This is a genomic window from Flavobacterium sp. J372 (genome assembly GCF_024699965.1).
Taxonomy (GTDB): domain Bacteria; phylum Bacteroidota; class Bacteroidia; order Flavobacteriales; family Flavobacteriaceae; genus Flavobacterium.
This window is the reverse complement of the sequence record NZ_JAJOMZ010000004.1, coordinates 22,136-49,116: the sequence shown is the minus strand read 5'-3', so window position 1 is coordinate 49,116 and position 26,981 is coordinate 22,136. Positions and strand designations below refer to the sequence as shown.

General features: G+C 43.8%; 18 protein-coding genes and 1 tRNA gene. 14 read left to right on the top strand and 5 right to left on the bottom strand.

The genetic code is table 11. The features are described from left to right. Positions 1 to 98: 98 nt before the first annotated feature. Positions 99 to 2,930: a DNA polymerase I gene (polA, locus tag LRS05_RS00615; protein WP_257866540.1), complete on the bottom strand. Its 2,832-nt coding sequence runs from the start codon at positions 2,928 to 2,930 to the stop codon at positions 99 to 101. A 142-nt stretch (positions 2,931 to 3,072) separates the two neighbouring features. On the opposite strand from polA, the gene LRS05_RS00610 reads away from it, so the two are divergent. Both LRS05_RS00610 and LRS05_RS00605 read left to right on the top strand, forming a co-directional pair. Continuing rightward, positions 3,073 to 4,356 carry a metallophosphoesterase gene (locus tag LRS05_RS00610; RefSeq protein WP_257866539.1) on the top strand — a complete coding sequence of 428 codons (1,284 nt, stop codon included), beginning with the start codon at positions 3,073 to 3,075 and terminating at the stop codon, positions 4,354 to 4,356. 22 nt (positions 4,357 to 4,378) lie between these two features. Continuing rightward, complete coding sequence (locus LRS05_RS00605; RefSeq protein ID WP_257866538.1) at positions 4,379 to 4,675, top strand: co-chaperone YbbN; 297 nt, start codon at positions 4,379 to 4,381, stop codon at positions 4,673 to 4,675. Here the strand turns inward: LRS05_RS00605 and LRS05_RS00600 are convergent. Together LRS05_RS00600 and LRS05_RS00595 are read right to left on the bottom strand one after the other, a co-directional pair. Beyond that, positions 4,647 to 5,309 carry a polysaccharide deacetylase family protein gene (locus LRS05_RS00600; protein ID WP_257866537.1) on the bottom strand — a complete coding sequence of 221 codons (663 nt, stop codon included), beginning with the start codon at positions 5,307 to 5,309 and terminating at the stop codon, positions 4,647 to 4,649. The two genes, LRS05_RS00605 and LRS05_RS00600, sit on opposite strands and share 29 nt — an antisense overlap. Positions 5,310 to 5,363: 54 nt before the next feature. Continuing rightward, on the bottom strand, positions 5,364 to 8,645 hold the full coding sequence (locus LRS05_RS00595) for a DUF2723 domain-containing protein (protein ID WP_257866536.1): 3,282 nt from the start codon (positions 8,643 to 8,645) through the stop codon (positions 5,364 to 5,366). A 221-nt stretch (positions 8,646 to 8,866) separates the two neighbouring features. Between LRS05_RS00595 and LRS05_RS00590 the strand changes: the two genes are divergently transcribed. Beyond that, a tRNA-Gln gene (locus LRS05_RS00590) sits at positions 8,867 to 8,937 on the top strand. A gap of 54 nt (positions 8,938 to 8,991) precedes the next feature. Here the strand turns inward: LRS05_RS00590 and LRS05_RS00585 are convergent. Continuing rightward, positions 8,992 to 9,819: a universal stress protein gene (locus tag LRS05_RS00585; RefSeq protein ID WP_257866535.1), complete on the bottom strand. Its 828-nt coding sequence runs from the start codon at positions 9,817 to 9,819 to the stop codon at positions 8,992 to 8,994. Between the two features lie 176 nt (positions 9,820 to 9,995). Between LRS05_RS00585 and rimP the strand changes: the two genes are divergently transcribed. From rimP to infB, 3 genes are read left to right on the top strand one after another with little or no spacing between them, the layout of a single operon-like run. Next, positions 9,996 to 10,460, top strand: a complete 465-nt coding sequence (rimP, locus tag LRS05_RS00580; RefSeq protein ID WP_257866534.1) for a ribosome assembly cofactor RimP — start codon at positions 9,996 to 9,998, stop codon at positions 10,458 to 10,460. Between the two features lie 21 nt (positions 10,461 to 10,481). Further along, entirely contained in the window at positions 10,482 to 11,723 is a 1,242-nt protein-coding gene (gene nusA, locus LRS05_RS00575; RefSeq protein WP_257866533.1) for a transcription termination factor NusA, read from the top strand. A 54-nt stretch (positions 11,724 to 11,777) separates the two neighbouring features. Next, positions 11,778 to 14,570: a translation initiation factor IF-2 gene (gene infB, locus LRS05_RS00570; protein WP_257866532.1), complete on the top strand. Its 2,793-nt coding sequence runs from the start codon at positions 11,778 to 11,780 to the stop codon at positions 14,568 to 14,570. Positions 14,571 to 14,621: 51 nt separating this feature from the next. Here the strand turns inward: infB and LRS05_RS00565 are convergent, their stop codons facing one another. Continuing rightward, positions 14,622 to 15,011 (bottom strand): SPOR domain-containing protein, encoded by a 390-nt coding sequence (locus LRS05_RS00565; protein ID WP_257866531.1) that lies wholly within the window; start codon positions 15,009 to 15,011, stop codon positions 14,622 to 14,624. 213 nt (positions 15,012 to 15,224) lie between these two features. Between LRS05_RS00565 and LRS05_RS00560 the strand changes: the two genes are divergently transcribed. The 8 genes from LRS05_RS00560 (at position 15,225) to LRS05_RS00525 (ending at position 26,930) form a co-directional block, all read left to right on the top strand. After that, a complete protein-coding gene (locus LRS05_RS00560) occupies positions 15,225 to 16,589 on the top strand; it encodes a c-type cytochrome (RefSeq protein WP_257866530.1) in 1,365 nt (454 codons plus the stop codon). Between the two features lie 30 nt (positions 16,590 to 16,619). Next, entirely contained in the window at positions 16,620 to 19,676 is a 3,057-nt protein-coding gene (locus LRS05_RS00555) for a TAT-variant-translocated molybdopterin oxidoreductase (RefSeq protein WP_257866529.1), read from the top strand. Positions 19,677 to 19,714: 38 nt separating this feature from the next. Next, a complete protein-coding gene (gene nrfD, locus LRS05_RS00550) occupies positions 19,715 to 21,151 on the top strand; it encodes an NrfD/PsrC family molybdoenzyme membrane anchor subunit (protein WP_257866528.1) in 1,437 nt (478 codons plus the stop codon). 3 nt (positions 21,152 to 21,154) lie between these two features. After that, positions 21,155 to 21,679: a DUF3341 domain-containing protein gene (locus LRS05_RS00545; protein ID WP_257866527.1), complete on the top strand. Its 525-nt coding sequence runs from the start codon at positions 21,155 to 21,157 to the stop codon at positions 21,677 to 21,679. Positions 21,680 to 21,687: 8 nt separating this feature from the next. Next, positions 21,688 to 22,233 (top strand): cytochrome c, encoded by a 546-nt coding sequence (locus LRS05_RS00540; RefSeq protein ID WP_257866526.1) that lies wholly within the window; start codon positions 21,688 to 21,690, stop codon positions 22,231 to 22,233. Between the two features lie 70 nt (positions 22,234 to 22,303). Beyond that, positions 22,304 to 23,878 (top strand): quinol:cytochrome C oxidoreductase, encoded by a 1,575-nt coding sequence (locus tag LRS05_RS00535; RefSeq protein ID WP_374707780.1) that lies wholly within the window; start codon positions 22,304 to 22,306, stop codon positions 23,876 to 23,878. A 19-nt stretch (positions 23,879 to 23,897) separates the two neighbouring features. Further along, the gene (locus LRS05_RS00530; RefSeq protein WP_257866524.1) at positions 23,898 to 25,058 is read left to right on the top strand and encodes a cytochrome c oxidase subunit II; all 1,161 of its coding nucleotides are present in this window, start codon (positions 23,898 to 23,900) and stop codon (positions 25,056 to 25,058) included. Positions 25,059 to 25,112: 54 nt separating this feature from the next. Next, on the top strand, positions 25,113 to 26,930 hold the full coding sequence (locus LRS05_RS00525; RefSeq protein ID WP_257866523.1) for a cbb3-type cytochrome c oxidase subunit I: 1,818 nt from the start codon (positions 25,113 to 25,115) through the stop codon (positions 26,928 to 26,930). Positions 26,931 to 26,981: the final 51 nt, after the last annotated feature.

The window sequence follows — 26,981 nt, the reverse complement described above, 5'->3', positions numbered from 1 at the left end:
CAAAATCCGCGCCCAATCCGCGTCATCCCCGCCTGTACCAGTCGGGCAGGCGTGTTCCATTCTTCAATCTTCAATCTAAAATCTTAACTCTTAAATGATCAATGCGCCTCAAGCCAGTTCCTGCCTGTACCCATATCTACCACCAACGGCACATCAAGAATATAAGCGTTTTCCATTTCGTGCTTTATCATCGGCTTAATGGCTTCAAGTTCATTGTTGTGAACATCAAACACCAATTCGTCATGCACCTGCAGCAGCATCCTGCTCTTCCAGTTTTCAGACAGTAACCTTTTCTGTATGTTGATCATCGCAATCTTGATGATGTCGGCTGCGCTACCCTGTATAGGCGCGTTAACGGCATTTCGCTCTGCCGCGCCGCGCACCACCTGGTTTTGCGAGTTAATGTCTTTAAGGTACCTGCGCCTGCCAGAAACGGTTTGTACAAAACCGCGTTCACGGGCTGTCTCTACCTGCTCGTTGATATAGTCACGAAGTCGGGGATAGGTTTGGTAATAAGCATCAATAAGGTCTTTGCTCTCACTGCGGCTAAGCGACGTCTGGTTGCTCAATCCGAATGCCGACACGCCGTATATAATACCGAAGTTTACCGTCTTGGCATGGCTTCGCTGCTCACGGCTAACTGCCTCAAGTGGTACGTTGAAAACCTTTGCCGCTGTAGCCGCGTGGATATCCTCACTCATCTGGAACGAGCGGCACATCTCCGGGTCGCCGCTTAATGCTGCAATGATACGTAGTTCAATTTGCGAGTAGTCGGCAGAAAGTATCGTATGGTTTTCATCACGCGCAATAAATGCTTTCCTTATCTGCCTGCCACGCTCGGTGCGGATAGGGATGTTCTGCAGGTTGGGGTTGTTGCTGCTAAGTCGTCCTGTTGCTGCCACCGCCTGCATATAATCAGTATGTACCCGGCCTGTTTTAGGCTTTACCTGTTCAGGCAATGCGTCAACATACGTATTCTGCAGTTTTACCAGCTGGCGCCACTCCAGTATGTCTTGTACTATTGGGTTGGTCAGCGCCAGGTAAGAAAGCACTTCTTCACCCGTGGCATACTGGCCTGTCTTGGTCTTTTTCTGTTTATTGCCTCCAATTTTTAGCTTATCAAACAATATTTCGCCCAGCTGTTTCGGCGAACCAAGGTTAAAGGTTTCACCAGCCGCTTCATAAATGCATTGCTCGAGACGCTTTATATCGCTGGTAAGCTCTGCCGAAAGCTCCTTCAGGTACGGCACATCAAGGTTTATGCCCTCCTGTTCCATACTTGCCAGCACCGGCATAAGCGGAATTTCAATCTCGTCAAACAGCTTGCGTGTGCCTGTGCGCTCAAGTTCCGGCTCAAAAACTTCTTTTAGCTGAAGCGTAATGTCGGCATCTTCTGCAGCGTATTCTTTTATCTCTTCCAGGGCTACATCCCTCATGCTTCTTTGGCCTTTGCCTTTTTTGCCTATAAGCGCCTCAATAGGCTTCGGTGAGTATTTTAGGTATGTTTCACTCAGGATATCCATGCCATGTCTCATATCAGGATTGATGAGGTAATGTGCCAGCATGGTGTCGAAGAATTTGCCTTTTACAGTGATACCGTAATTGGCCAGCACTTCAAGGTCATATTTCAGGTTCTGGCCTACTTTCTCAATGTTTTCATCTTCATAAAACGGCCTGAATTTCTCAACCAGGGCTTTTGCTTCCTCATAATCGGGTGGGACAGGCACATAAAATCCTTTGCCTTTTTCCCATGAGAAAGAAATGCCCACAAGTTCTGCCGTGAGTGCACAAATCCCTGTAGTTTCGGTATCAAAGCTTACGCTCTTTTGATTCAGGAGGTCGCGCAGTAGCAGGTTAATGCCCATGTTACCTTCAACCGCCTGATAAAAATGTTCGGTATTTTCAAGCGTTTTATAAAAACCTTCCGGCTGCTGTTGCTCTTCCAGCGGAAAGTCGCCACCGAAAAGCGAAAACTGCTGGTCGCCCTTTACAATGGTTTTGGTAGGGGCGAGGCCCTGCGTGGTTACGTCATCATAGTCCTGCCCTTCAGCAAACAGGCGGTGGAACTGCTCTGCCATACGGCGGAACTCCAGCTCGTTGAAAAGCGCCTCCACTTTTTCGGTGTCAGGCTTTGTAAGCTCATAATCATCTTCGTTGAAGGTAACGGTGCAGTCAGTAATTATCGTTGCCAGCTTTTTCGACATGATGCCCTGCTCGGCAAATTTTTCAATGTTTTCCTTTAGTTTACCCTTCAGCTGGTGTGTATTAGCCAAAAGGTTCTCCATACTGCCGAAGTCTTTCAGCAGCTTCTTCGCAGTCTTTTCACCAACGCCGGGCAGTCCCGGTATGTTATCTACAGCATCTCCCATCATGCCTAGAAAGTCAATCACCTGCTCGGGGCGTTCAATTTCAAAGCGTTCCAGTACTTCAGGCACGCCCCAAATTTCAATGCCGTTGCCCAAACGTGCCGGGCGGTACATGAATATGTTGTCGCTCACCAGCTGTGCAAAGTCTTTATCAGGCGTTACCATAAATACCCGGTACCCTTGGGCTTCCGCTTGTTTTGCTACGGTGCCTATAAGGTCGTCAGCTTCGCATCCTGCCTCTTCAATTACAGGTATATGCATGGCTTTCAATATCTCCTGGATATAGGGCACGGCAATCTTTATCGCTTCAGGCGTTTCATCACGGTGGGCTTTATACCCGGTGAACATTTCGGTACGCACTGTGCTTCCGTCTTTATCAAAAGCTACTGCAAGATGGTCGGGGCGCTCGCGTTTTATAACATCAAGAAGCGAATTCATAAACCCGAATATGGCTGAGGTATCCATACCTTTTGAGTTGATGCGCGGGTTCTTTATAAATGCGTAATACCCACGGAAAATAAGGGCGTAGGCATCAAGAAGGAAAAGTCTTTTCTGGTCTGACATCGAAAAATTATTTGCGTAAAAATAAGGAAACCCAGCCATAAAATGCACATCAGATTCTCCCAAAACACAGCCGATGTTAAATTTGCATAAACCGCTGTTACAAAAGCGCGTGTTATTCGTTACTTTGCAAAAACATTCCTACATGCGCCGTATTCTTATCTTCCTTCTGGCTGCCATTGTACTTGGCGAAATATATACCTTTCTCGCTGTGCGCACCCTTACCAAAACACGCTGGATACAGTGGGCCTACGTTTTAATATCGCTTGCTATTATCGGTTATATAATATATTCTTTCACGCAGTTTGATCGTAGCAAGGGCCAAACACGCCAAAGCATGTTTGCCATGGGGCTGATACTGCTCACCGTCCTACCGAAGATGATTATCGCGTTTTTTCTTTTAGGGGAGGATATTTTCCGTGTGGGAGGTGGCATCATTCGTGCATTTGCGGGCACTAAACAGGAAACGTTTCTGGTAGAAAGGCGCAAGTTTGTAACACAGATTGCGCTTGGTATTGCCGCAATACCGTTCCTGTCACTTATTTACGGAATGACAAAAGGTAAGTACAATTATAAGGTGATTAAGAAGACTTTGTATTATCCTGATCTCCCTGAGAATTTTGACGGTTTTACACTAACACACATCAGTGACATACACAGTGGTAGTTTTGACGATGCAGGCGAAATAGCCCATGCCATTGATATGATTAATGAGCAGAAAAGCGATGTGGTTCTGTTTACCGGTGATATAGTGAACAACCATGCCGATGAAATGATGCCGTGGATTGAAACATTCAATAAAATAGAAACGCCTGAATTCGGTAAGTTCTCTGTACTGGGCAATCATGATTATGGCGAATACCTGCAATGGAATTCATGGCAGGAGAAAGAGCAGAACTTTAAAGCCATTAAAAACCTGCATCCGCAGATAGGGTTTAAGCTGTTGCTGAATGAGAATGTAAAGCTTGAAAAGGACGGACAGGCAATTCATCTGGTAGGTGTTGAAAACTGGGGGCACAATTTTAAAAAAGCGGGCGACCTTAAGCTGGCATCGCAAGGGCTTGATCATAAAGACTTTAAAATACTTATGAGCCATGATCCGTCACATTGGGAATATGAGGTGAAGAATCATCCTGATAACTACCATCTTACCCTAAGCGGGCATACACATGGCCTGCAGTTTGGTATCGAGATTCCGGGATTCCTGAAATGGAGCCCTGTACAGTACGTGTACAAACAGTGGGCAGGATTGTATGAGAACCTTGGCAGGAATTTATATGTAAACCGGGGCTTCGGCTTCCATGCTTATTCAGGCCGTACAGGTATCTGGCCTGAAATTACAGTGCTGGAACTAAAAAAGGCGAAAAAGCTGTGTAATTTTCGGAAAATGTTATATTTGTATTACATTTCCGAAAAATTAAGCTTTTAAAACGGTTTTAAACTTTCAATTTATGTCAAAATTTGGCGAACTTATAAACTCCAATGTGCCTGTGCTTATTGATTTTTACACAGAGTGGAATGAGCCTTCTGTATCTATGCACCCGGTGATAAGAGACGTAGCTGCTGCCCTTGGCGATAAGGCTAAAGTGATAAAAATTGATGTTGACAAAAACCAGGAGCTGGCTGATGCACTTCGCATCAAAGGACTGCCTACACTTATGATTTATAAAGACGGGCAGATGGTCTGGCGCCAAAGCGGTGAGCTTGATGCCAACACCATCATCGGGCTGGTTCAGGAGCAGCTATAGGCTCAAACCGAAATCCTTTTTCTTTTAGTATTTCTATTGCGCGTGGTAATGCATATTGCATGTTTACTGACGCTTTTATACTGTCATGGAAGATGATTATGCTTCCGGGCTGTACATTTCGTACTACATTTTGCAGGCATTGCTCAGGTGAAATGGTCTGGTCGAAGTCGGCGCTTAAAACATCCCACATTATTATCCTGTAGCCTTGTTTACATAATGTACGGGCTTGTGAGGCTTTGATTTTTCCATACGGCGGACGAAATAGCTTGTTGGGAATAAATCCTGTATATCGGCTTAAAATGCTTTCCTCACATTGTCTAACATTCTTTATATAGCTGTCAAAGCTTGTCTTCCAGCCGTTGAGGTGGTTATATGTATGATTGGCAATAGTATGACCAGCGTCAATAACCCGTTGAAAAATGTCAGGATGTTTCTCAATGTTGTTCCCGATACAGAAGAATGTACCTTTAATATTGTGCTGTGAAAGCACATCAAGCACAAAATCAGTTACTTCAGGTGTTGGGCCGTCATCAAAAGTAAGGTAGGCAACTTTATCTTTTACAGGAAAGCTCCATACGTAGCCTCCAAAGAGCCTCTTAACTATCCTGCCTGTTTTTACCCAGTATAACTTCATAGTAATAAAAAAGGTGCGGCTGTAACCGCACCTTCAAATATAGTGATTTAAAGCTTACTCGTTCGGGCGCCCAAACTGTTTAAACTTTTGGTTGTATGTATTGAAAACAGCTTTTGATGCCTCATAATATGCCGGGTCACGTTCTTCCATAATTATCAGCAGGCTTCTGTAACGCTCAATATCCGTTTCAATCTCTTCGCGGTATGTAATCTGGTCCTGAATATCAAGGCTCTTATAGAAATCGAGGCTTTCATGGTACTTAGTCACCAGTTTCTTTAAAATGTCACGCGCTTTTTCAGGTTCGCCCAACTCATAGTAACCCGCGGCAAAAGGCTCAACAAGCGTGTAGTAGCCATAATAATCGATCGGCATTTTTGTCATTGCCAGTTCAATGATTTTTTTTGCCTTATCTTTCTTGCCCTCGTTTATAAGGGTTTCCATAAGCCTTGCCAGGTTGGTGCGGTAGTTTATGCTGTTCTTGCGTGTTTCCGGGTCGTGGTAAATATCCGGGCTCTCACTGTTGCCCCAATCCCAGCTCATCACAATATCATACATTTTATCTGCATCAATCATACCCATATCAAGCGGGCTGCCCCCTTTTGGTATCGGTGTGTGTACCGGCACCAGCTTGTATACCATGCCGTCAAGCTGCAGGTAGTCTTTCATCCACAGGTAATCATCATCGCCAAAGCTGCCTCCGGTAAAGTACACAGGTCGTTTCCAGTTGTTGTTGTACAAAATGTCGAGCATCAGCATGCGGTTCTTGTACAGGGCATCACCTTTAATATCAATATCAATGTATGGTACAATAGAATCATACATTTTAGGGTTCACCTGTTTAGAAGCAATAACAGCGTTCTTATCAATATTCCACCTCACTTTGTTGGTAGGGTAGTAGTTAACCATGTGGCCGTTGTTCAGCTCTTTCTTCGCACGCGGATCTTCAGAAGCAAGGAATTGAAGGAAAGTCTTCAAATCCCAGCGGTCTTCCATTTCACCGGTATGAAGCATATAATCACGTGTACCCTGCTGGTACTGCTTGTGCGTAAAAGTAATCGGCATACCTTCACTTTCATACGCTTTAGCCTTCATCTGGTCGGCATACCAGTCGGTCATAAACAAGCTGGTGTTTACAATACGAACATCGGTACGGTAGCCTTCAATCTCCTGGGCATACCACAGCGGGAAGGTGTCATTGTCGCCAATTGTAAATAGTATTGCATTTTTATCGCATGATGAAAGGTACGCTTTCGCCATTGCCAATGCAGTATATTTATTGCTGCGGTCATGATCATCCCAGTTTTGGGCAGCCATAAGCACGGGCGCGGCCAGCATTGTAACAGCAAGTACAACAGGCCCTGCAATTTTCGGCTGCAGGTATTTCTTTATACCATCATAAATTGCGTACACGCCAAGGCCTATCCATATCGCGAATACATAGAAGGAACCTACCAGCGCATAATCGCGTTCACGCGGCTCAAACGGCCTTTCGTTCAGGTATATCTTAAGCGCAAGGCCGGTAAACAGGAAAAGCGCGAGTAATACGTAAAAACTCTTCAGGTCTCGCTTCACGTGGAATGCGATACCCACTAATCCTAGAATGAACGGAAGGAAGTAATATACATTACGGCCTTTGTTGTTTAGTTGGTCACTTGAGAGTTTGCTTTGGTTGCCAACATGCATCTCATCAATAAAACCAATTCCGCTTATCCAGTTGCCGTGCAGTTTGTCATAGCGTCCCTGCACATCATCCTGGCGGCCTACAAAGTTCCACATAAGGTAACGCCAGTACATGTAGCCAAACTGGTATTCAAACATATACTGCAGGTTCTCGCCCAGTGAAGGTTTTTCTACAATAAGGTACTGCCCGTAGCTTTTTAGGAATTTATGGTACTGGTCAAGGCTCACCTGCCTTGAGGCGTAAGCATTACGGAAATCGGCAACAATGTTTTCAATCTCACCGCGCACTTGTGCCATGGCATTGCTTATTTCCTCATCGCTCATCTGCTCAAGCGGAAGTCCGTACTGGCGTAATTCGCGCTCAAAAGAATATCCCGGGTCTATCCTGAACTTCGGCGGGCTGGTGAAACTCATATAGTTCACAGCATGGTCTGTACTCCAAAGGCGTGGCATAAAGCCTTTGTGTGCATCATCTGTATTTTGCTTGGCATTCTTAAAATTGTTTACAATATCATATTTGCCGGTGGCATAGTTTCGCTGGTAGTTAGGCTTTTCATCTTCATAAGGCCTGACTTTATCAAGTCCTGCATATTCGTCTGTATACATAGGGCCATAAAAAAGCTTTTGCTCACCGTATTGTTCCCTGTTGTAGTAGGCAAGTACCTCGGCGGCATCACTGGGGCGGTTCTCGTTAATTACCACATTGGCATTGGCACGTATTGGCAGCATCATCCATGTAGAGAATCCAATCAATATGAACAGTACGCAAAGCAAGCCTGTATTATATACAGGGAGATTTTTTCTTTTGGTGTACTGTAGCCCGAAGTAAAAGAATGCCACAATAACCAGTACCATAAATATGGTTCCGGAATTGAAAGGCATGCCCAGGCTGTTTACCATGAAGATTTCAGTCTTCCCGAAAAGTGCCATGGTATATGGCAATAGTAGTTTGAATATAAATAGGAGTATGGCTACGATTATTATATTGGCAATGATGAAATTCTTAACCGTAACTTTTTCGTGATTTTTAAAGAAGTAAATAAACCCTATTGACGGGATGGCCAATAGCGCCATAAAGTGTACCCCGAATGAAAGGCCCACAACCAATGATATGATAAGCAGCCACTTGTTGCCGCGCGGTGTATGCATTTCCATCTCCCAGCGCAGGCCAAGCCAAAGCAAAATGGCAATGAAAAGTGATGCCATGGCATACACCTCGGCTTCAACGGCATTAAACCAGAAACTGTCTGAAAAAGTAAAGGCGAGCGACCCAACGGCCGAGGCGCCTAAAATCATTACAAGATTATCTTTTGTAAGCTCAGAAAAACGGCTTACAAGATTACGAAGGATAATGGTTGACGACCAAAACATGAACAATATGGTAAAGGCGCTCGAGAACACCGACACCATATTTACCATCAATGCAATTTTTGTCTCATCTCCAAAGGCAAAGCTTGCAAAGAATGCCCCAATCATCTGGAAAAGAGGCGCTCCCGGCGGGTGGCCTACTTCAAGCTTGGCAGCTGTGGCAATATATTCGCCTGCATCCCAAAAGCTCATGGTGGGCTCTACGGTAAGTGTGTAAACAATCAGTGCAATGGCAAAAACGGCCCACCCTGTTATGGTGTCCCACTTTTTAAAATTGAATGTCGTCATGTAAGGAGTATGTTCATGATTGATAACTGCAAAGAAACTGTTTTTTTACGTAATTTGGTGAAGCTTCGCTATTTTAATAAGAGATTTTGGAAGAAGCTGTAAAATACCTGAAACAGTAACATTCTGCCTTACAACGGCGAAAGGATTTTTTTAATATTTTTTGCAGCAAAAATTTGGAATAAAAATTTTATGTGCTACATTTGCACCCGCAAACATGCAATTGGTCTATGGTGTAATGGTAACACTACTGATTTTGGTTCAGTCATTCTAGGTTCGAGTCCTAGTAGACCAACAAAAAACCTCTCAGCAATGAGAGGTTTTTTTGTGCCTTGTAATCAAGTGTTTTTTAAATCCTGAAGGTTACCACAGGCCTTACTGCATGGTTCACCAAATCTTCACTAATGCTGCCGTTGAAGAAGTGGGCAAGCCCTTTGCGGCCGTGGGTGCACATGCCAATCAGGTCCGCATTAACGCTGTTGGCAAAATGCAGTATTCCTTTCTCAACGTTTACATCATTGTAAATGTGGGCTGTGTAGCCGTTCCTGAACTGGAAGCCTGCGGCAAAATTGTGTATGATCTTTTCAGCGGCGTGGGTAGAGCGGAAATCATTCGGCGTATTGATGTAAACCAGGTGGAGTTTGGCGTTAAAGCTGTTAGCGAAGTCAACAACTTTGGCAAACGGTTTCTTTATCTCATCGCTGAAATCTGAAGCAAATACCATCTTATCAGGATTGAAAGCCTGCTCTTCGCGCTTGATAACAAGTACGGGGATATCGCTCGTGCGGACAACTTTCTCAGTGTTAGAGCCAATGAACATCTCTTTAAAACCGCTTGCACCATGAGAGCCCATAACGATAAGGTCAACATTATTCTTTTTAGAAATTTTTATGATGCCGTCAAAAGCACGTTCAAAATGTATGAGTTCTGTCACTTCAATGCCTTGCAGGTAAGGCTCGTTCTTGATGTCTTCAAAAAGTTCGCGGGCCTTTTCCATAAAGAACATGATTTCAGGTATATCAGTGCCAGAGCCTATGGCATCACCAGCCTGGTTTGGCAGCTCAAGCATGTGCAGCAGGTATATCTCGCCGTCATTATCGCGGGCAATTTGTGCGGCAACTTTTAGGGCGTGTACAGCGTGGTCAGAAAAATCGGTGGGTACAAGAATTCGTTTCATATAGTTTGTATGGTTAATTTAACAAGAAATTGGCAGAAAAATTAATACAATAAAGTTAGCAAATATTTTTACATTATCCTATGATTTTCAATATTTAAAAATATTCGTATATTTGCAGAGTTATTTACTAAAAACTAAATAATGAGGGGACAGATAGTCCCCTCTTTTTATAGCATATGACGTTTAAAGAAAAGGTAAAAAGCCTTCTTGATACGGCGCTCGATGAGCGTCCTTCGCTGTTTTTGACAGACTTCTCTGTAAGTGATGCAGGAAAGATAATAGTAACCCTTGATGGTGATAATGGCGTTACGCTGCAGGATTGCATTGATGTAAGCCGTGCCATTGAGCATAACCTTGACAGGGAAGAGCATGATTTTGCACTTGAAGTGGCTTCGGCAGGGGCAACAAGCCCGCTGAAAGACAAGCGCCAGTACAAGAAAAATGTTGGCCGGACGCTGAAGGTAAAGACTGCCACAGAAACCATTGAGGCGCAGCTTACTGGCGCTAATGACGATTTTATAGTGCTCGAGTGGAAAGCGCGAGAGCCTAAGCAAATAGGAAAAGGAAAAGAAACCGTGAAAAAAAGGGCTGAAATACCCTATGCGGATATAATTGAAGCAGTTGTTGTAATAATATTTTAAAAAAAGTAAACTGAAGTTGGTATGGAAAATATCGCATTAATTGAGTCGTTTTCAGAGTTTAAAGATGATAAGCTTATAGATCGCGTAACGCTGATGGCGATCCTTGAAGATGTATTTAGAAATGCACTGAAGAAAAAATACGGGTCTGACGATAACTTCGACATCATCATTAACCCTGATAAAGGAGATATGGAGATTTGGAGGAACCGTGTAGTGGTTGCCGATGGCGAGGTTGAAGATGAAAACAGCGAGATATCACTTTCTGAAGCCCGTAAAATAGAGCCTGACTTTGAAGTGGGTGAAGATGTTTCTGAAGAAGTGAAGCTTATCCAGCTTGGCCGCAGGGCGATACTTGCATTGCGCCAAAACCTTATCTCTAAGATTCATGAGCACGATAATACCAACCTTTACAAGCAGTTTAAAGACCTTATTGGTGATATTTATACCGCTGAAGTTCACCACGTAAGGCCTAAAGCCGTAATTTTGGTGGATGATGAGGGCAATGAAATAGTGCTTCCGAAAGAAAAGCAGATACCAAGCGACTTCTTTCGCAAGGGAGATAATGTTCGCGGAATCATTGAAAATGTTGAGCTTAAAGGGAATAAGCCGCAAATCATAATGTCACGTACATCGGAGAAATTCCTTGAGAAATTATTCGAGCAGGAAATACCTGAAGTGTTTGACGGGCTTATCATGGTAAAGAAAGTGGTAAGGATACCGGGCGAGAAGGCTAAAGTAGCGGTTGACTCTTATGATGACAGGATAGATCCCGTGGGAGCCTGCGTTGGTATGAAAGGTTCACGCATCCACGGCATCGTTCGTGAGCTTGGTAATGAGAATATTGATGTTATCAACTATACAACAAATACGCAGCTTCTTATTTCAAGAGCTTTGAGTCCTGCGAAGGTTTCATCAATCAAAATTGATGAAGAAAACCACAGGGCAGATGTGTTCCTGAAACTTGAGGAAGTGTCTAAGGCTATTGGCCGCGGCGGGCATAACATTAAGCTTGCCGGACTGCTTACAGGGTATGAGCTTGATGTGATACGTGAAGGAAGCCCTGCTGAAGATGAAGATGTTGAACTGACAGAATTCTCTGATGAAATTGAGGCCTGGGTTATTGAGGAATTTGCAAAAATAGGCCTTGATACTGCCCGAAGCGTACTGAACCAGGATGTGGCTGACCTTGTAAGGCGTACCGACCTTGAGGAAGAAACCATCCAGGATGTGATGAGGATATTGAAAGAAGAATTTGAAGATTAGGCATAACTGCAACAATACAACAACACGACTTAGTAGATAAATTAAAAAGATTGTATGTCTGAAGAAAGAGTAATAAGAATTAATAAAGTTTTAAGGGAACTAAACATTTCGCTGGACAGGGCCGTGGACTTTCTGAAAGAGAAAGGCCACACTATAGATGCGAGCCCAAACGCCAAAATATCCAACGAAGAGTATAGCGCCCTGTTCAACCAGTTTTCTGCCGACAGGGGCAACAAGACTGCATCGCTGGAAGTGAGCGAAGAGAAGAGGAAGGAGAAGGAGGCGCTCAGGATTGAAAGGGAACGCGAAATTGAAGAAAAGCGCAGGCAGGATGAAGAACGCCAGAGGCAGGAAGTGGTTCGTGCCAAAGCATCATTGTCTGGCCCTGTGGCTGTCGGCAAGATAGACCTTAATCCTAAAAAGGCACAGCCAGAAACTCCTTCAGACAAGCCGGCTGAACCTGTACAGCCAAAAGCTGAACCTGTAAAAGCAGAAAAAGCGGAGCCTGTAAAAGAAGAAGCTCCTGCAAAAGAGGCTGAGCAGCCAAAACCTGAAAAAGTTCAGGAAGTGAAGCAGCCTGAAACTCCTGCTGCTGTTTCAGGACCGGAAGGCCAGGAAGAAGAAAGGATTACTACCCAGTACCAGAAGCTTACCGGCCCTACTTTCTCAGGTGCGAAGATTGACCTTTCGCAGTTCGAGAAGAAGAAGAAGGAAGACCCTAAGAAAGGGCCTGCCATACAGCCGAACAGCGCAAACAATAACAATAATAATAAAAACAAGCGTAAGCGCATACCGCCAAAACCTGGTCAGCCGGGCGCTCCTGCACAAGGCGGCGGGCAGCAGGGCCAGCGCACAGGAACCGGTAAATTCGGGCCTAACAAACCGGGCTTTGGTAAAGGTACAGGCACCGGAAGGCCGCTTATTACTGCCAAGGTTGAGCCTACTGAAGAAGAAGTTAAAAACCAGATTCGTGAAACTTTAGAGAAGCTGCAAGGTAAAGGCAGCAAATCTAAAGCCGCGAAATACAGAAGGGACAAGCGTGACAGCCACCGCCAGAAATCTGACGATGAGCAAAGAATGCTTGACGAAGGAAGCAAAACGCTGAAAGTAACAGAGTTTGTTACCGTAGGTGAGATTGCTACCATGATGGATGTGCCTATTACAAAAGTAATTTCGGTATGTATGTCGCTTGGTATCATGGTAACCATGAACCAGAGGCTTGATGCTGAAACGCTTAGTATTGTGGCGGACGAATTTGGCTATGAGGTTGAATTTATCACTACCGATATTGAGGAGGCAATGGAAGTGGTTGAAGACCGTGAGGAAGACCTTCAGCACCGTGCCCCAATTGTTACGGTAATGGGACACGTTGACCACGGTAAGACGTCACTTCTTGACTACATTCGTAAAGAGAACGTGATTGCGGGCGAATCAGGTGGTATTACCCAGCACATTGGTGCATACGGTGTTACCCTTGATAATGGCCAGAAAATTACCTTCCTTGATACACCGGGCCACGAAGCGTTTACCGCTATGCGTGCCCGTGGTGCACAGGTTACCGATATTGCTATCATTGTAATTGCGGCGGATGATGACATCATGCCACAGACGAAGGAAGCGATAAACCACGCACAGGCTGCGGGTGTGCCTATTATCTTTGCGATAAACAAGGTGGATAAGCCTGCTGCAAACCCTGAAAAGATTAAAGAGCGCCTTGCCGGTATGAACCTATTGGTTGAAGACTGGGGCGGTAAAATACAGTCTCACGACATCTCTGCTAAAACAGGGCTTGGCGTAAAAGACCTTCTTGAAAAAGTGTTGCTTGAGGCTGAACTTCTTGACCTTAAGGCTAACCCTGATAAAGCCGCTGTGGGTACGGTTGTTGAAGCGTTTCTTGACAAAGGGCGCGGATATGTTTCTACAGTGCTAGTACAAGCCGGTACACTGCGCATTGGCGACTATGTGCTTGCTGGTAAGCATCACGGTAAGATTAAGGCAATGCACGATGAGCGCGGACACAATGTTAAGGAAGCGGGGCCATCTCAGCCTATATCTATATTAGGACTTGACGGTGCGCCGACAGCGGGTGATAAATTCAGCGTATTTGAAGATGAAAGGGAAGCGAAGCAGATTGCTGCCAAGCGTACACAGCTTATGCGCGAGCAGAGCGTACGTACGCAAAGGCACATTACGCTTGCCGAAATTGGAAGGCGTATTGCCCTTGGCCAGTTTAAAGAACTTAACATAATTCTTAAAGGTGACGTGGACGGTTCGGTTGAAGCGCTTTCAGATTCATTCTCTAAGCTTTCAACAGAAGAGATCCAGATCAATATCATTCACAAAGGTGTTGGTGCGATAACAGAGTCAGACGTATTGCTTGCGTCAGCTTCAGATGCCATCATCATCGGCTTCAACGTTCGCCCTATGGCAAATGCCAAGCAGCTTGCCGATAAAGAGGAAATTGACATCAGGAACTACTCTATCATTTACGATGCAATTGATGATGTGAAGGATGCGATGGAAGGTATGCTTTCTCCGGAAATGAAGGAAGAAGTTACCGGTACTGCCGAAATCCGTGAGATATTCAAGATATCAAAAGTGGGTACCATTGCAGGTTGTATGGTTACAGATGGTAAGATATTCAGGAACTCTAAGATAAGGCTTATCCGTGACGGTGTAGTGATTTATACAGGTGAACTTGCTGCGCTGAAACGCTTTAAAGATGATGTGAAGGAAGTATCTAAAGGGTATGACTGCGGTATGCAGGTTAAGAACTATAACGACATCCAACAGCTTGATATTATTGAAGCTTACCAGGAAGTTGAAGTAAAGAAAACGCTTAAGTAATCTTAAGTGAATACATAAAAAAATCCGCTCAATGAGCGGATTTTTTTATTTCTATTTGTTTGGTTTAATAAGCAGTGCATAGGGATACTTACGCTGGATATCTTTCAGTGCCCGCTCGGCATCTATACGTGATTTATAGCTGCCAACCCATACTTTGTAGGTAGGGCTAGCAAATATTATAGTGCCGTCAATAGTTTTAAATTCCCTTTTAAATTCAGAAAGTGTTTTACGGGCTTTCTCATTATCCCCGTAAAATATCTGTATCTTATATTTATCGTTAACTGTAATCGTAGGGTTTATCTTTCTTTTATCAGCTAAAAGCTGTTCAAAGCGATTATCCTGCACAACAGCGCTATTACCTGTTTGTGCAAAACTTTTTTGGGTTGAGATGAAGCAGAATCCGCTTACAAAAAACAGGGCTGCAATTCTTGAAATTTTCATAAAATACTGATGTTTAACGCAAAAATACAATTTATTATTGTGAACGCCCAGACTATATTTATTTAGAAAGATTATAAATTATATGTTAAGGATTATTTAAGGTTTGAGAATAATTCTTAAGTCGTATTTTTGTGGGAGTTTTTAAAAAGTGTGGTTTTCGTAGGCTATACCTGAAAAAACTGTACCAAAACAAAGTCGATAATCATTTTTAATATGAAAAAAGTGGGTAACCATAATTCGTTTACAAGAAATTTACTTTTCTGTCTGGCGCTATCCCTAACGTTTTCTCTTTCATCTTTTGCCCAGGAAGCTGCAGCTCCAACTGCTGAAGCCGCTGCTGCTGCGCCTGCACCTGCCGGCGATGCTGCTGCTGCGCCTGCTGCCGGAGCTGGCGATGCTGCAAAAGGTAAAGAGCTTTTTAATACGCTGTGTGCGGCTTGTCACAAGCTTGATGCTAAGGCAACCGGCCCTGCGCTGAGGGGTGTTGCTGAAAAGCATGATCGCGCCTGGCTTGGTAAATGGATTCGCAACAGCAGTGAGATGATCAAATCTGGAGATCCGGTGGCGGTAAAGTTATTTGCTGAAAACAATAATTCAGTGATGACGCCGTTCCCGCAGCTTACGGATGCCGATATCGACAATATTCTCGCGTATACTTCAATGCCTAAAGAACAGGCTGCAGCAGGGGCTTCTGCTGGTGCTGCAAATGCAGGTGGTGCTTCTGCTGAAGGCGGTATATCAAACAACCTTATTCTTGGTGCGCTTGTGCTTGTGCTTGCGGTGCTTATCATAATGTTGTTCCTTGTTACCAAAACGCTTAAGAGGGTTACTTCTTCAAATGGTGTAGTTATCGAGAAAGAACCTACTATCTCTCTTTGGAGGGCTTATGCTAAAAACCAGTTCCTTGTATTGGTTACTGTAATCTTACTGATGCTTAGCGCTGCATACCTTGGGTATGGTTACCTAATGCAGGTAGGTGTTGACCAGGGGTATGAGCCGATACAGCCGATACACTTCTCTCACAAAATACACGCCGGTGATAACGGAATTGATTGTAAATACTGTCACTCATCTGCAAGGGTAAGCAAGCACTCAGGCATCCCGTCGCTTAACGTGTGTATGAACTGCCACAAAAACATTTCAGAGTTTGCCGGTGATAAAGACTCAACGTATGTGGAATATTCAAAAGAATTCTACACGGGTGAAATTAAAAAGCTATATGCTGCTGTAGGCTGGGATCCGGCTGCGCAAAAGTATACAGGCAAGCAAAGGCCGGTTAAATGGGTAAGGATACACAATCTTCCTGATTTTGTTTACTTCAACCATGCACAGCACGTTTCAGTTGCAGGTGTAGAGTGCCAGACATGCCACGGCCCGGTTGAAACTTTTGAGGTAATGAAGCAGCACTCTCCGTTAACTATGGGCTGGTGTATCAATTGCCACCGCGAAACAGACGTGAAGGTGGAAGGCAACGACTACTACAAGAAAATCCACGATGAGCTTGCCAAAAAATATGGCGTACAAAAGCTTACTGCTGCCAACATGGGTGGTACCGAGTGTGGTAAATGTCACTATTAATAAATTAAAGAAGCTAATATCTATATACAAATGGCATCAAACAAAAAATACTGGCAAAGTGTTGAAGAGCTGAATGAAAACAGCTCTATTGTTGAGACGCTAAGAAACAACGAGTTTGCTGAAGAAATTCCTACAGATGAATTTCTTGGTGATAAGGAAGCGCTTTCATCTTCATCTACAAGCCGTCGTGACTTTTTGAAATATGTCGGGTTCAGTACTGCTGCAGCGTCACTTGCTGCGTGTGAGGGGCCGGTTATCAAGTCTATACCTTATGTTGTTCAGCCGGAAGAAATCATCCCGGGCGTTGCAGATTACTATGCAACTACAATGGCGGATGGTTTCGATTTCGCAAATATACTAGTAAAGACCCGTGAGGGCAGGCCTATCAAGGTTGAGAATAATTATCTTCCGGGTTCAAAGAAGGGTGCCAACGCAAGAGTGTATGCTTCTGTACTGTCAATGTATGACAGCCTTCGCCTGAAAGAGCCAATGATTGCAGGGAAGCCTGCTTCATGGGAAGAGGTTGATGCCCGCGTAAAATCAGGCCTTGGCCAAGGTGGTGGCCAGGTAGTGCTTCTTACAAACACTATGGCAAGCCCGTCAACAGATAAGCTTATCGCTGAGTTTGGTGCAAAGTATTCTAACTTCAGGCATGTTGTTTATGATGCTGTTTCAGTGTCTACAGCGCTTGATGCTTTCCAGGCTGTTTACGGCGAAAGGGCACTTGCTGATTATGATTTCTCTAAAGCTGATGTTGTAGTTTCTGTTTCGGCTGATTTCCTTGGCGACTGGCAGGGCGGTGATTATGAATCAGGATATTCATTACGCCGTATCCCTAAGAACGGCAAGATGTCTAAGCACATCCAGATAGAGTCGAACATGTCTCTTACAGGCGCTAATGCTGATAAGCGTATTCCGCTTACAGTTACTGAGCAAAAGCATGCGCTGGTTAAGATATACAATATCGTTACAGGTTCATCAGTTGGTGTTCCTGCTGTAAATAAAACCTATGATGCTGCTGTTGCAACTGCTGCGCAGCAATTAAAAGCTGCCGGTTCAAGAGGTGTTCTTGTATCTGGCCTTGATGATGTTGACGCGCAAATGCTGGTTCTTGCCATAAACAGCGCACTACAGTCTCAGGCTTTCAACCCTGCAGGTGCCCGTATGGTACGCAAAGGCGATGCTAAGGCAGTTGCCCAGCTTGTAAAAGATATGAATGCCGGTGCAGTTAGCACGCTAATCATGAGCGGTGTTAACCCGGTTTATACAATGCCAAATAGTGGTGATTTTGTAAACGGGCTCAAGAAAGTGAAGCTTTCTGTAGACTTTACAATGAAGAATGATGAAACCGCTAAGCATTGTACTATTGCTGCTGCAGCCCCTCACTACCTTGAGTCATGGGGTGATGTAAGTATGTCAAAAGGACATTACAGCATCATGCAGCCAACAATCCGCCCTCTTTTTAATACAAGACAAATACAGGATGCGCTTCTTTCATGGAGTGGTAATCCACAATCATACTACGATTACCTTAAAGCTTCATCAACAGTTTTCTTCACAGGTAAAACCTGGAACCAGCTGGTTCACGATGGTGTTGCCATGAGTGAGGTGACAGGCGGAGCTTCTGCAAATGCCGGTGGTTTTGGCGCAGCTGCACAAAAGCTTGCACAGGCTAAATCTGCGGCCGGAGATAGTCTCGAGTTAACCCTTTATACTAAAGTAGGTATAGGTGACGGCCAGCAGGCAAACAACCCATGGCTTCAGGAATTCCCGGACCCGGTTACAAGGGTTTCATGGGATAACTATATAACAGTTTCTAAATACGATGCTGAACGCCTTAAGCTTGAAAACTACAACGTGGCAAACGGCGGCCTTAACGGCAGCTATGTTACTGTAGAAGTTAACGGCAAGAAGATTGAAAAAGTTCCGGTAATTATACAGCCGGGGCAGGCAAGGGGAACTGCAGGACTTTCTTTGGGTTACGGCCGCAAAGAGTCTATAAAAGAAGAAATGATGGTAGGTGTTAATGCCTACACTATATATGACAATTTTAACGCCCACCAGACAGCTAAGCTTTCTGTTGAAGCAGGAGACCATGAGTTTGCCTGCGTACAGCTGCAGAGAACGCTGATGGGAAGGGGTGATATTGTTAAAGAAACCACGCTTGAAATATTTAATACTAAAGATGCGGGCGAATGGAACGTTGTTCCTGTTGTGTCTTTAGACCATAATGAAGTTCCTGCTGCGACGGTTGACCTTTGGGAATCATTTGACCGTACGGTAGGCCACCACTTCAACCTTTCAATCGACCTTAACGCCTGTACAGGTTGTGGCGCATGTGTTATCGCTTGCCACGCTGAAAACAACGTACCGGTAGTTGGTAAAAGTGAAGTGAGAAGAAGCCGTGATATGCACTGGCTGCGTATTGACAGGTATTATTCATCTGAAGATACTTTTGCCGGAGACGTTAAGACTAAAGAAAGCGCTAACGGACTTATGGATTCTATCGATAAGTTCAATGGGCTTGAGAGCCCGTCTGAAAATCCGCAGGTTGTTTTCCAGCCGGTATTCTGCCAGCACTGTAACCACGCACCTTGTGAAACTGTTTGCCCGGTTGCTGCAACATCACACGGCCGCCAGGGCCAAAACCACATGGCATATAACCGTTGCGTTGGTACACGTTACTGTGCAAACAACTGTCCTTATAAAGTACGTCGTTTCAACTGGTTCTTATACAACAAGAACGAAGAGTTTGACTACCACATGAACAATGACCTTGGCCGTATGGTACTTAACCCTGATGTAAACGTACGTTCACGAGGCGTTATGGAGAAATGTTCACTATGTATTCAAATGACCCAGGCTACCATCCTTAAAGCGAAAAGGGAAGGCCGTCCGGTTATGAAAGATGAGTTCTACACTGCATGTTCAGAAGCTTGTGGCACCGGTGCACTTGTATTTGGTGATATTAACAACCCTGAAGATACAGTTACAAAACTTAAGGAAGATGAAAGGATGTATCACCTTCTTGAGCACATAGGTACAAAACCGAATGTATTCTTCCAGGTTAAAGTAAGGAATACCTAAGCAGGAATTATTAATAATAAGAAACAATATAAAGGATTATGTCGTCTCATTACGAAGCACCCATTAGAAAACCTTTAATTATAGGTGATAAAAATTTCCACGATGTAACGGTTGACGTTGCACGTCCGGTGGAAGGCAGGGCAAACAGGCAATGGTGGATTGCGTTCTCTATTGCACTTGCAGCTTTCCTTTGGGGTGTAGCTTGTGTGGCTTACACAGTTGCAACGGGAATCGGAGCATGGGGTTTAAATAAAACAATCGGCTGGGCCTGGGATATTACCAATTTCGTTTGGTGGGTAGGTATTGGCCACGCAGGTACACTTATCTCTGCTGTACTATTGTTATTCCGCCAGAAATGGAGGATGGCTATCAACCGCTCTGCGGAAGCGATGACAATATTCTCAGTAGTTCAGGCAGGTTTATTCCCTGTATTCCACATGGGTCGCCCATGGCTGGCATTTTGGGTACTTCCAATCCCTAACCAGTTCGGGTCACTTTGGGTTAACTTTAACTCACCGCTTCTTTGGGATGTTTTTGCGATTTCAACATACCTTTCAGTTTCGCTTGTATTCTGGTGGACAGGCCTTCTTCCTGACTTTGCGATGCTTCGCGACAGGGCGCTGACGCCATTCACTAAAAGGGTATACTCAATACTAAGCTTCGGATGGAGCGGCCGCGCAAAAGACTGGCAGCGTTTTGAAGAAGTTTCACTTGTACTTGCAGGCCTTGCAACGCCACTCGTACTTTCGGTACACACCATCGTATCATTTGACTTTGCTACATCGGTTATACCGGGCTGGCACACCACAATCCTTCCTCCTTACTTCGTTGCCGGTGCAATCTTCTCAGGATTCGCGATGGTAAACACGCTTCTTATCATCATGAGGAAGGTATCAAACCTTGAAGCATACATTACAATACAGCATATTGAGTTAATGAACATTATTATCATGATCACGGGTTCAATTGTAGGTATTGCCTATATAACTGAGCTTTTCGTAGCATGGTATTCAGGTGTTGAGTATGAGCAGTACGCCTTCCTTAACAGGGCTACAGGTCCTTACTGGTGGTCATACTGGCTGATGATGACATGTAACGTTATCTCTCCGCAGGTAATGTGGTTCAAAAAGATCAGGACGAGCATCATGGCATCATTCATCATCTCTCTTGTTGTGAACATAGGTATGTGGTTTGAACGTTTCGTAATTATCGTGACCTCACTTCACAGGGATTACCTGCCATCATCATGGACAATGTTCCAGCCAACTTTTGTAGATGCTGGTTTCTATATTGGCACAATAGGTTTCTTCTTTGTATTGTTCCTTCTTTACTCAAGGACATTCCCTGTAATCGCACAGGCAGAAGTTAAGTCTATCATGAAATCTTCAAGTGAAAACTACAAAAGAAAAAGGGAACTTGAAGGTGACCACGGCCATGGCCACGACAATCATTCAACAGAACATAATCATCATTAAGATATGAGTAATAAAGTTTTACATGTATTATACAATGACGATGACGTGCTGATGGACGCAGTAAAGAAAACACGCGCCGCACACCATCACATTGAAGAGATTTATACGCCATTCCCGGTTCACGGGCTTGACAAAGCCATGGGCCTTGAACCTACAAGAATTGCTATTACTTCATTCTTATACGGCCTTGTTGGCCTTAGCGTTGCAGTAACCATGATGCGCTTCATCATGATTATTGACTGGCCTCAGGACATTGGTGGTAAGCCAAGTTTCAGCTATATCCAGAATATGCCGGCTTTTGTACCGGTAATGTTTGAGATGACAGTATTCTTCGCTGCCCACCTTATGGTGATAACTTTCTACATGAGGAGTAAGCTTTGGCCTTTTAAAAAAGCTGAAAACCCTGATGTAAGGACAACCGATGATCATTTTTTAATGGAGATTGCTGCACATGGCGACGTTGACCAGTTGGTTTCTTTCTTTGAAAATACTGGGGCCGTTGAAATCAAAGTAATTGAAAAGCATTAATTCAGAATATGAAAGCGTTATATAAAATAGCAATGCTGGCAGGCCTTTCAATGGCTTTTACAGCCTGCTTCAACAAAAAGGAGCCTAACTACCAATATTTCCCGAACATGCAGCACTCTGTTGCATACGAGACATATGCTGAGTCTGATGCTTTCCCGAACGGTAAAGAAGGCCAGCTGCCTGCGAAGGGCTCTGTGCCAAGGGGCTTTACACCGTATGAATATGAAAACTCTACTGCCGGGTATGAGCTTGCAAAAGCTAACCTTAAGTCGCCTCTTGATACTGCTTCGGTTGATATGGCCAGAGGCGAGCAGTTGTTTACTGTTTACTGTGCTATTTGCCACGGTGATAAAGGTGATGGCAAGGGCAACCTTGTAAAAAGGGAAAAATTCCTTGGTGTGCCTAACTATAAAGACAGGCAGATTACTGAAGGAAGCGTATTCCACGTAATTACATACGGACTTAACTCAATGGGGTCGCATGCTAACCAGCTTACGCAGGAAGAGCGTTGGCAGGTTACCGCTTATGTGATGAAACTAAGGAGTGAATTATAATTGTAGAACACTGAAAGTATAAAATATGTACACATTTTCAAGTAGATTAAAAACTTTCGCCGTGATCCTGATGGTATTAGGTATCCTGGGGATTGGCTATAGTTTTTTCACTGCACCAAAGACCATTGAAGACGTTGAGAAAATACTAAAGGAGCAGGAAGATCATCATGGTGGGCATGGCGCAGCCTCACACCATCCTGATGCGACAGCTGCGACCACTCAGGAAGTTCACGCTCCCGAAGCAAATCAAAAAAACGCAACTGATCATGTAATTCATGACAATCAGGACCATGCCGAGAATATAGAGAAGCATACTACCGGTTCTGTTGATGAGCCTGTAACTCATAATGCTGACACTACACAAAATATGGCTGCTGACCAGGATGTTCACGATAACGTAGCGCATACTGAAATGGGCCAAAACCATGCTGCCGATGCACATGGCCATGATGCTCATGCAGGTGAAACTGCTGAAGAACATGCAGCTCACGCTCATGAAGGCCACGATGCCCATGCTGACCATGCCGCACACCAAAAGCACCTTGAACATGTGCTTCACCAACTACAGAACAAGCCTTGGGCTGCTGTATATGTTGCGTGTATATTTTTCATGTTGATATCTCTCGGTGTACTTGCTTTTTATGCTATTCAATATGCTGCGCAGGCAGGATGGTCGCCAATGCTTTTCAGGGTTATGGAAGGTATCACGGCTTACCTATTGCCAGGCTCTATCATATTTTTTGTTCTGTTGCTTTGCGCATGTTTCCACATCGGTCATAATGGGTTGTTTGTGTGGATGGATAAAGATGTTGTAGCACATGACCACCTTATACAAGGTAAATCAGGTTACTTAAACATACCTTTCTTCCTTATCAGGGCTGTAATATTCCTTGCAGGATGGAACCTGTACCGTTTCCTTTCAAGGAGAAACTCTATCGCTAATGATGATGCAAATGATGACAGCCTGTACAAAAAGACATTCAAGATGTCGGCTGCTTTCCTTGTATTCTTCATAGTTACTGAATCAATAATGTCTTGGGACTGGATCATGTCGGTTGACCCGCACTGGTACAGTACACTGTTCGGATGGTATGTATTTGCCAGCTTCTTTGTGAGCGGTATCACAACTATCGCCATGATAACAATCTACCTTAAGTCTAAAGGCTACCTTGAATATGTAAATACAAGTCACCTTCATGACCTTGCTAAGTTCATGTTCGGTATCAGTATTTTCTGGACTTATCTTTGGTTCTCTCAATTCATGCTTATGTGGTATGCTAACATACCTGAAGAGGTAACATACTTTGTAACGCGTATAGAGAAGTATAACCTGCCATTCTTCGGTATGCTTGCCATGAATTTTGTGTTCCCTGTACTAATATTATTAAATACAGACTTCAAACGCCTTACATGGATCGTGGTTATGGCGGGTATCGTAATACTTTGCGGCCACTATATTGACTTCTTCAACATGATTATGCCGGCTACAGTAGGTGACCAGTGGTTTATAGGTGCAGGCGAAATAGGAGCAATACTGTTCTTCCTTGGTTTATTCATATTTGTTGTGTTTACAGCGCTTACAAAAGCTCCGCTTATGCTGAAACGCAACCCGTACCTTGAGGAAAGTAAGCATTTTCATTATTAATATTTAAAGTAATAAACAAATGACAAGTTTATTGGTAATTATAGTTTTAGTTTTATTAGGCATTGCAATATGGCAGTTAACTAAAATTTTCCACCTGACTCAATTAGGTACGGCTACTTATGCAGAGAACTCTGAGGTGGCTAATGACAGGGATAATAATGTAAATGGCTACCTGATGTTTGCCTTTGTTGGCTTCATCTACATCGTTACTATATATTCGCTTTGGAAATGGGGACATCTTACTCTTGGCACTCCTGCTTCAGAGCACGGCCCGGAGTATGACAGGCTAATGGCTATCTCGATGGGTCTTATTTTCTTTGTACAGATTGTTACACAGTTTCTTCTTCACTACTTTGCATTTAAATACCGTGGTAAGCAAGGTAATGTAGCTTTCTATTTTGCAGATAATGACAGGCTTGAATTTATCTGGACAATTATTCCTGTAATTGTTCTTGCCGGCCTTATCCTTTACGGTATGCTTGCCTGGACAAACATCATGTTCATTGAAGATGAGAATAACGATGCTATATATGTAGAAGTTTACGCTAAGCAATTTAGCTGGGAAGTACGTTATGCAGGTAAAGACCGCACTTTAGGCAAAGCTAATGTAAGGTATATTGATGGCGTAAACACTATGGGTGTTGACATGAGCGATCCAAACGCGCAAGATGATATTACAGCTACTGAATTACATATACCAAAAGGTAAAAAGGTGATCTTCAAGTTCCGTTCACAAGACGTACTTCACTCAGCATACATGCCTCACTTCAGGGCACAGATGAACGTTGTGCCGGGTATGGTTACTGAGTTTGCATTTACGCCGACTTTAACTACTGAAGAAATGCGTGAAGATCCTGCAATAATGGAAAAAGTGGCTCATATTAATGAGATAAGATCTAAAAAGTCCAGCGAGCTTGTTGCAAAAGGACAGTCAGCACTTGACCCATATACTTTTGATTATCTTCTGCTATGTAACAAGATTTGTGGCGCATCACACTATAACATGCAAATGAAGCTTGTTGTTGATGAAGAGAAAGATTTCAATAAATGGTTAAGCGAAAAGCAGACTCTTGCAGCTGCTGTGGCTGAATCTAAAAAAGAAGCTGCAGCACCGGCTACTGAAACTACACCAGCTGAACCTGCAGTGATACAGCAGCAGTTAAAGCTGATAAGCCAATAGCAGCACAAACGCAAAAAAAATAATTCTTTTAAAATATATTCAAATTAAAGAAATATGTCAGCAGTAGGACACGAAATACACGGTCACGAAGAACACGGTCACCACGATGCTCATGATCATCACCACCATAAAGATACTTTTATAACAAAGTACATCTTTAGTATTGACCATAAGATGATTGCCAAGCAATATCTTATCACCGGTATTATAATGGGTGTGATAGGCATCATGATGTCAATATTATTCCGTATGCAGATTGCGTGGCCAGAAGAATCTTTCGGGATTTTCAAAGTGCTTCTTGGTGAAAAATTTGCACCAAATGGTGTAATGCGTAACGATATTTACCTTGCCCTTGTTACAATACACGGTACTATAATGGTATTCTTTGTACTTACGGCAGGACTGTCAGGTACATTCAGTAACCTTCTTATTCCGTTGCAGATTGGTGCGCGAGATATGGCATCAGGCTTTATGAACATGATATCTTACTGGTTGTTCTTTATATCAACTGTAATCATGGTAATGTCGCTTTTCGTTGAAGCTGGCCCTGCCTCTGCAGGTTGGACAATTTATCCGCCGCTAAGTGCATTGCCACAGGCAATACCCGGTTCAGGTGCCGGTATGACACTATGGTTGGTGTCAATGGCTATCTTCATTGCATCATCGCTGATGGGTTCGCTTAACTATGTTGTAACAGTAATCAACCTTCGTACAAAAGGTATGTCAATGACACGCCTTCCACTTACAATATGGGCGTTCTTTATTACAGCCGTAATCGGTATCGTATCATTCCCGGTACTTCTTTCTGCGGCATTGCTATTGCTGTTTGACAGAAGCTTTGGTACATCATTCTTCTTGTCTGACATCTTTATTGCTGGTGAAGTTCTTCACTACCAGGGAGGTTCACCGGTATTGTTTGAACACCTTTTCTGGTTCCTTGGGCACCCTGAAGTTTATATTGTACTACTTCCTGCTCTTGGTATAACATCAGAGATTATAGCGACAAACTCTCGTAAGCCAATCTTTGGTTACCGCGCGATGATTGCGTCAATACTTGCCATTGCATTCCTTTCAACAATTGTTTGGGGTCACCACATGTTCATCTCGGGTATGAACCCGTTCCTTGGCTCGGTATTTACATTTACAACGCTATTGATTGCTATACCTTCTGCAGTAAAAGCTTTCAACTATATCACAACATTATGGAGGGGTAACCTGCAGATGAACCCTGCAATGCTTTTCTCTATCGGCCTTGTATCTACGTTCATTACAGGTGGTCTTACAGGTATTATTCTTGGTGACAGTACGCTTGACATTAACGTACATGATACTTACTTTGTGGTAGCTCACTTCCACCTTGTAATGGGTATATCAGCACTTTACGGTATGTTTGCCGGTATCTACCATTGGTTCCCGAGGATGTTCGGCCGTATGATGAACAAAAACCTTGGTTACATCCACTTCTGGGTAACTGCGGTTTGTGCTTACGGTGTATTCTTCCCAATGCACTTTATAGGTATGGCAGGATTGCCAAGGCGTTATTATACCAATACTGCATTCCCTTTATTTGACGACCTTGCTGACGTAAACGTTATCATCACGATGTTTGCCATAATAGGTGCAGCATTTCAGCTTGTATTCCTTTGGAACTTCTTCTACAGCATATTCCGTGGTAAGCGTGCACCAATGAACCCTTGGAGGTCTAACACTCTTGAGTGGACAGCTCCGGTTGAGCATATGCACGGTAACTGGCCTGGCGAGATACCTGAAGTTTACAGGTGGCCTTATGACTATAGCAAGCCTGGCCATGATGACGATTTTGTTCCGCAAAACGTACCAATGAAAGAAAATGAAGAGGTATTACACCATTAATACCCATCTCAATACTAAAAAGAGCCCTCTTATCAGGGCTCTTTTTTTATT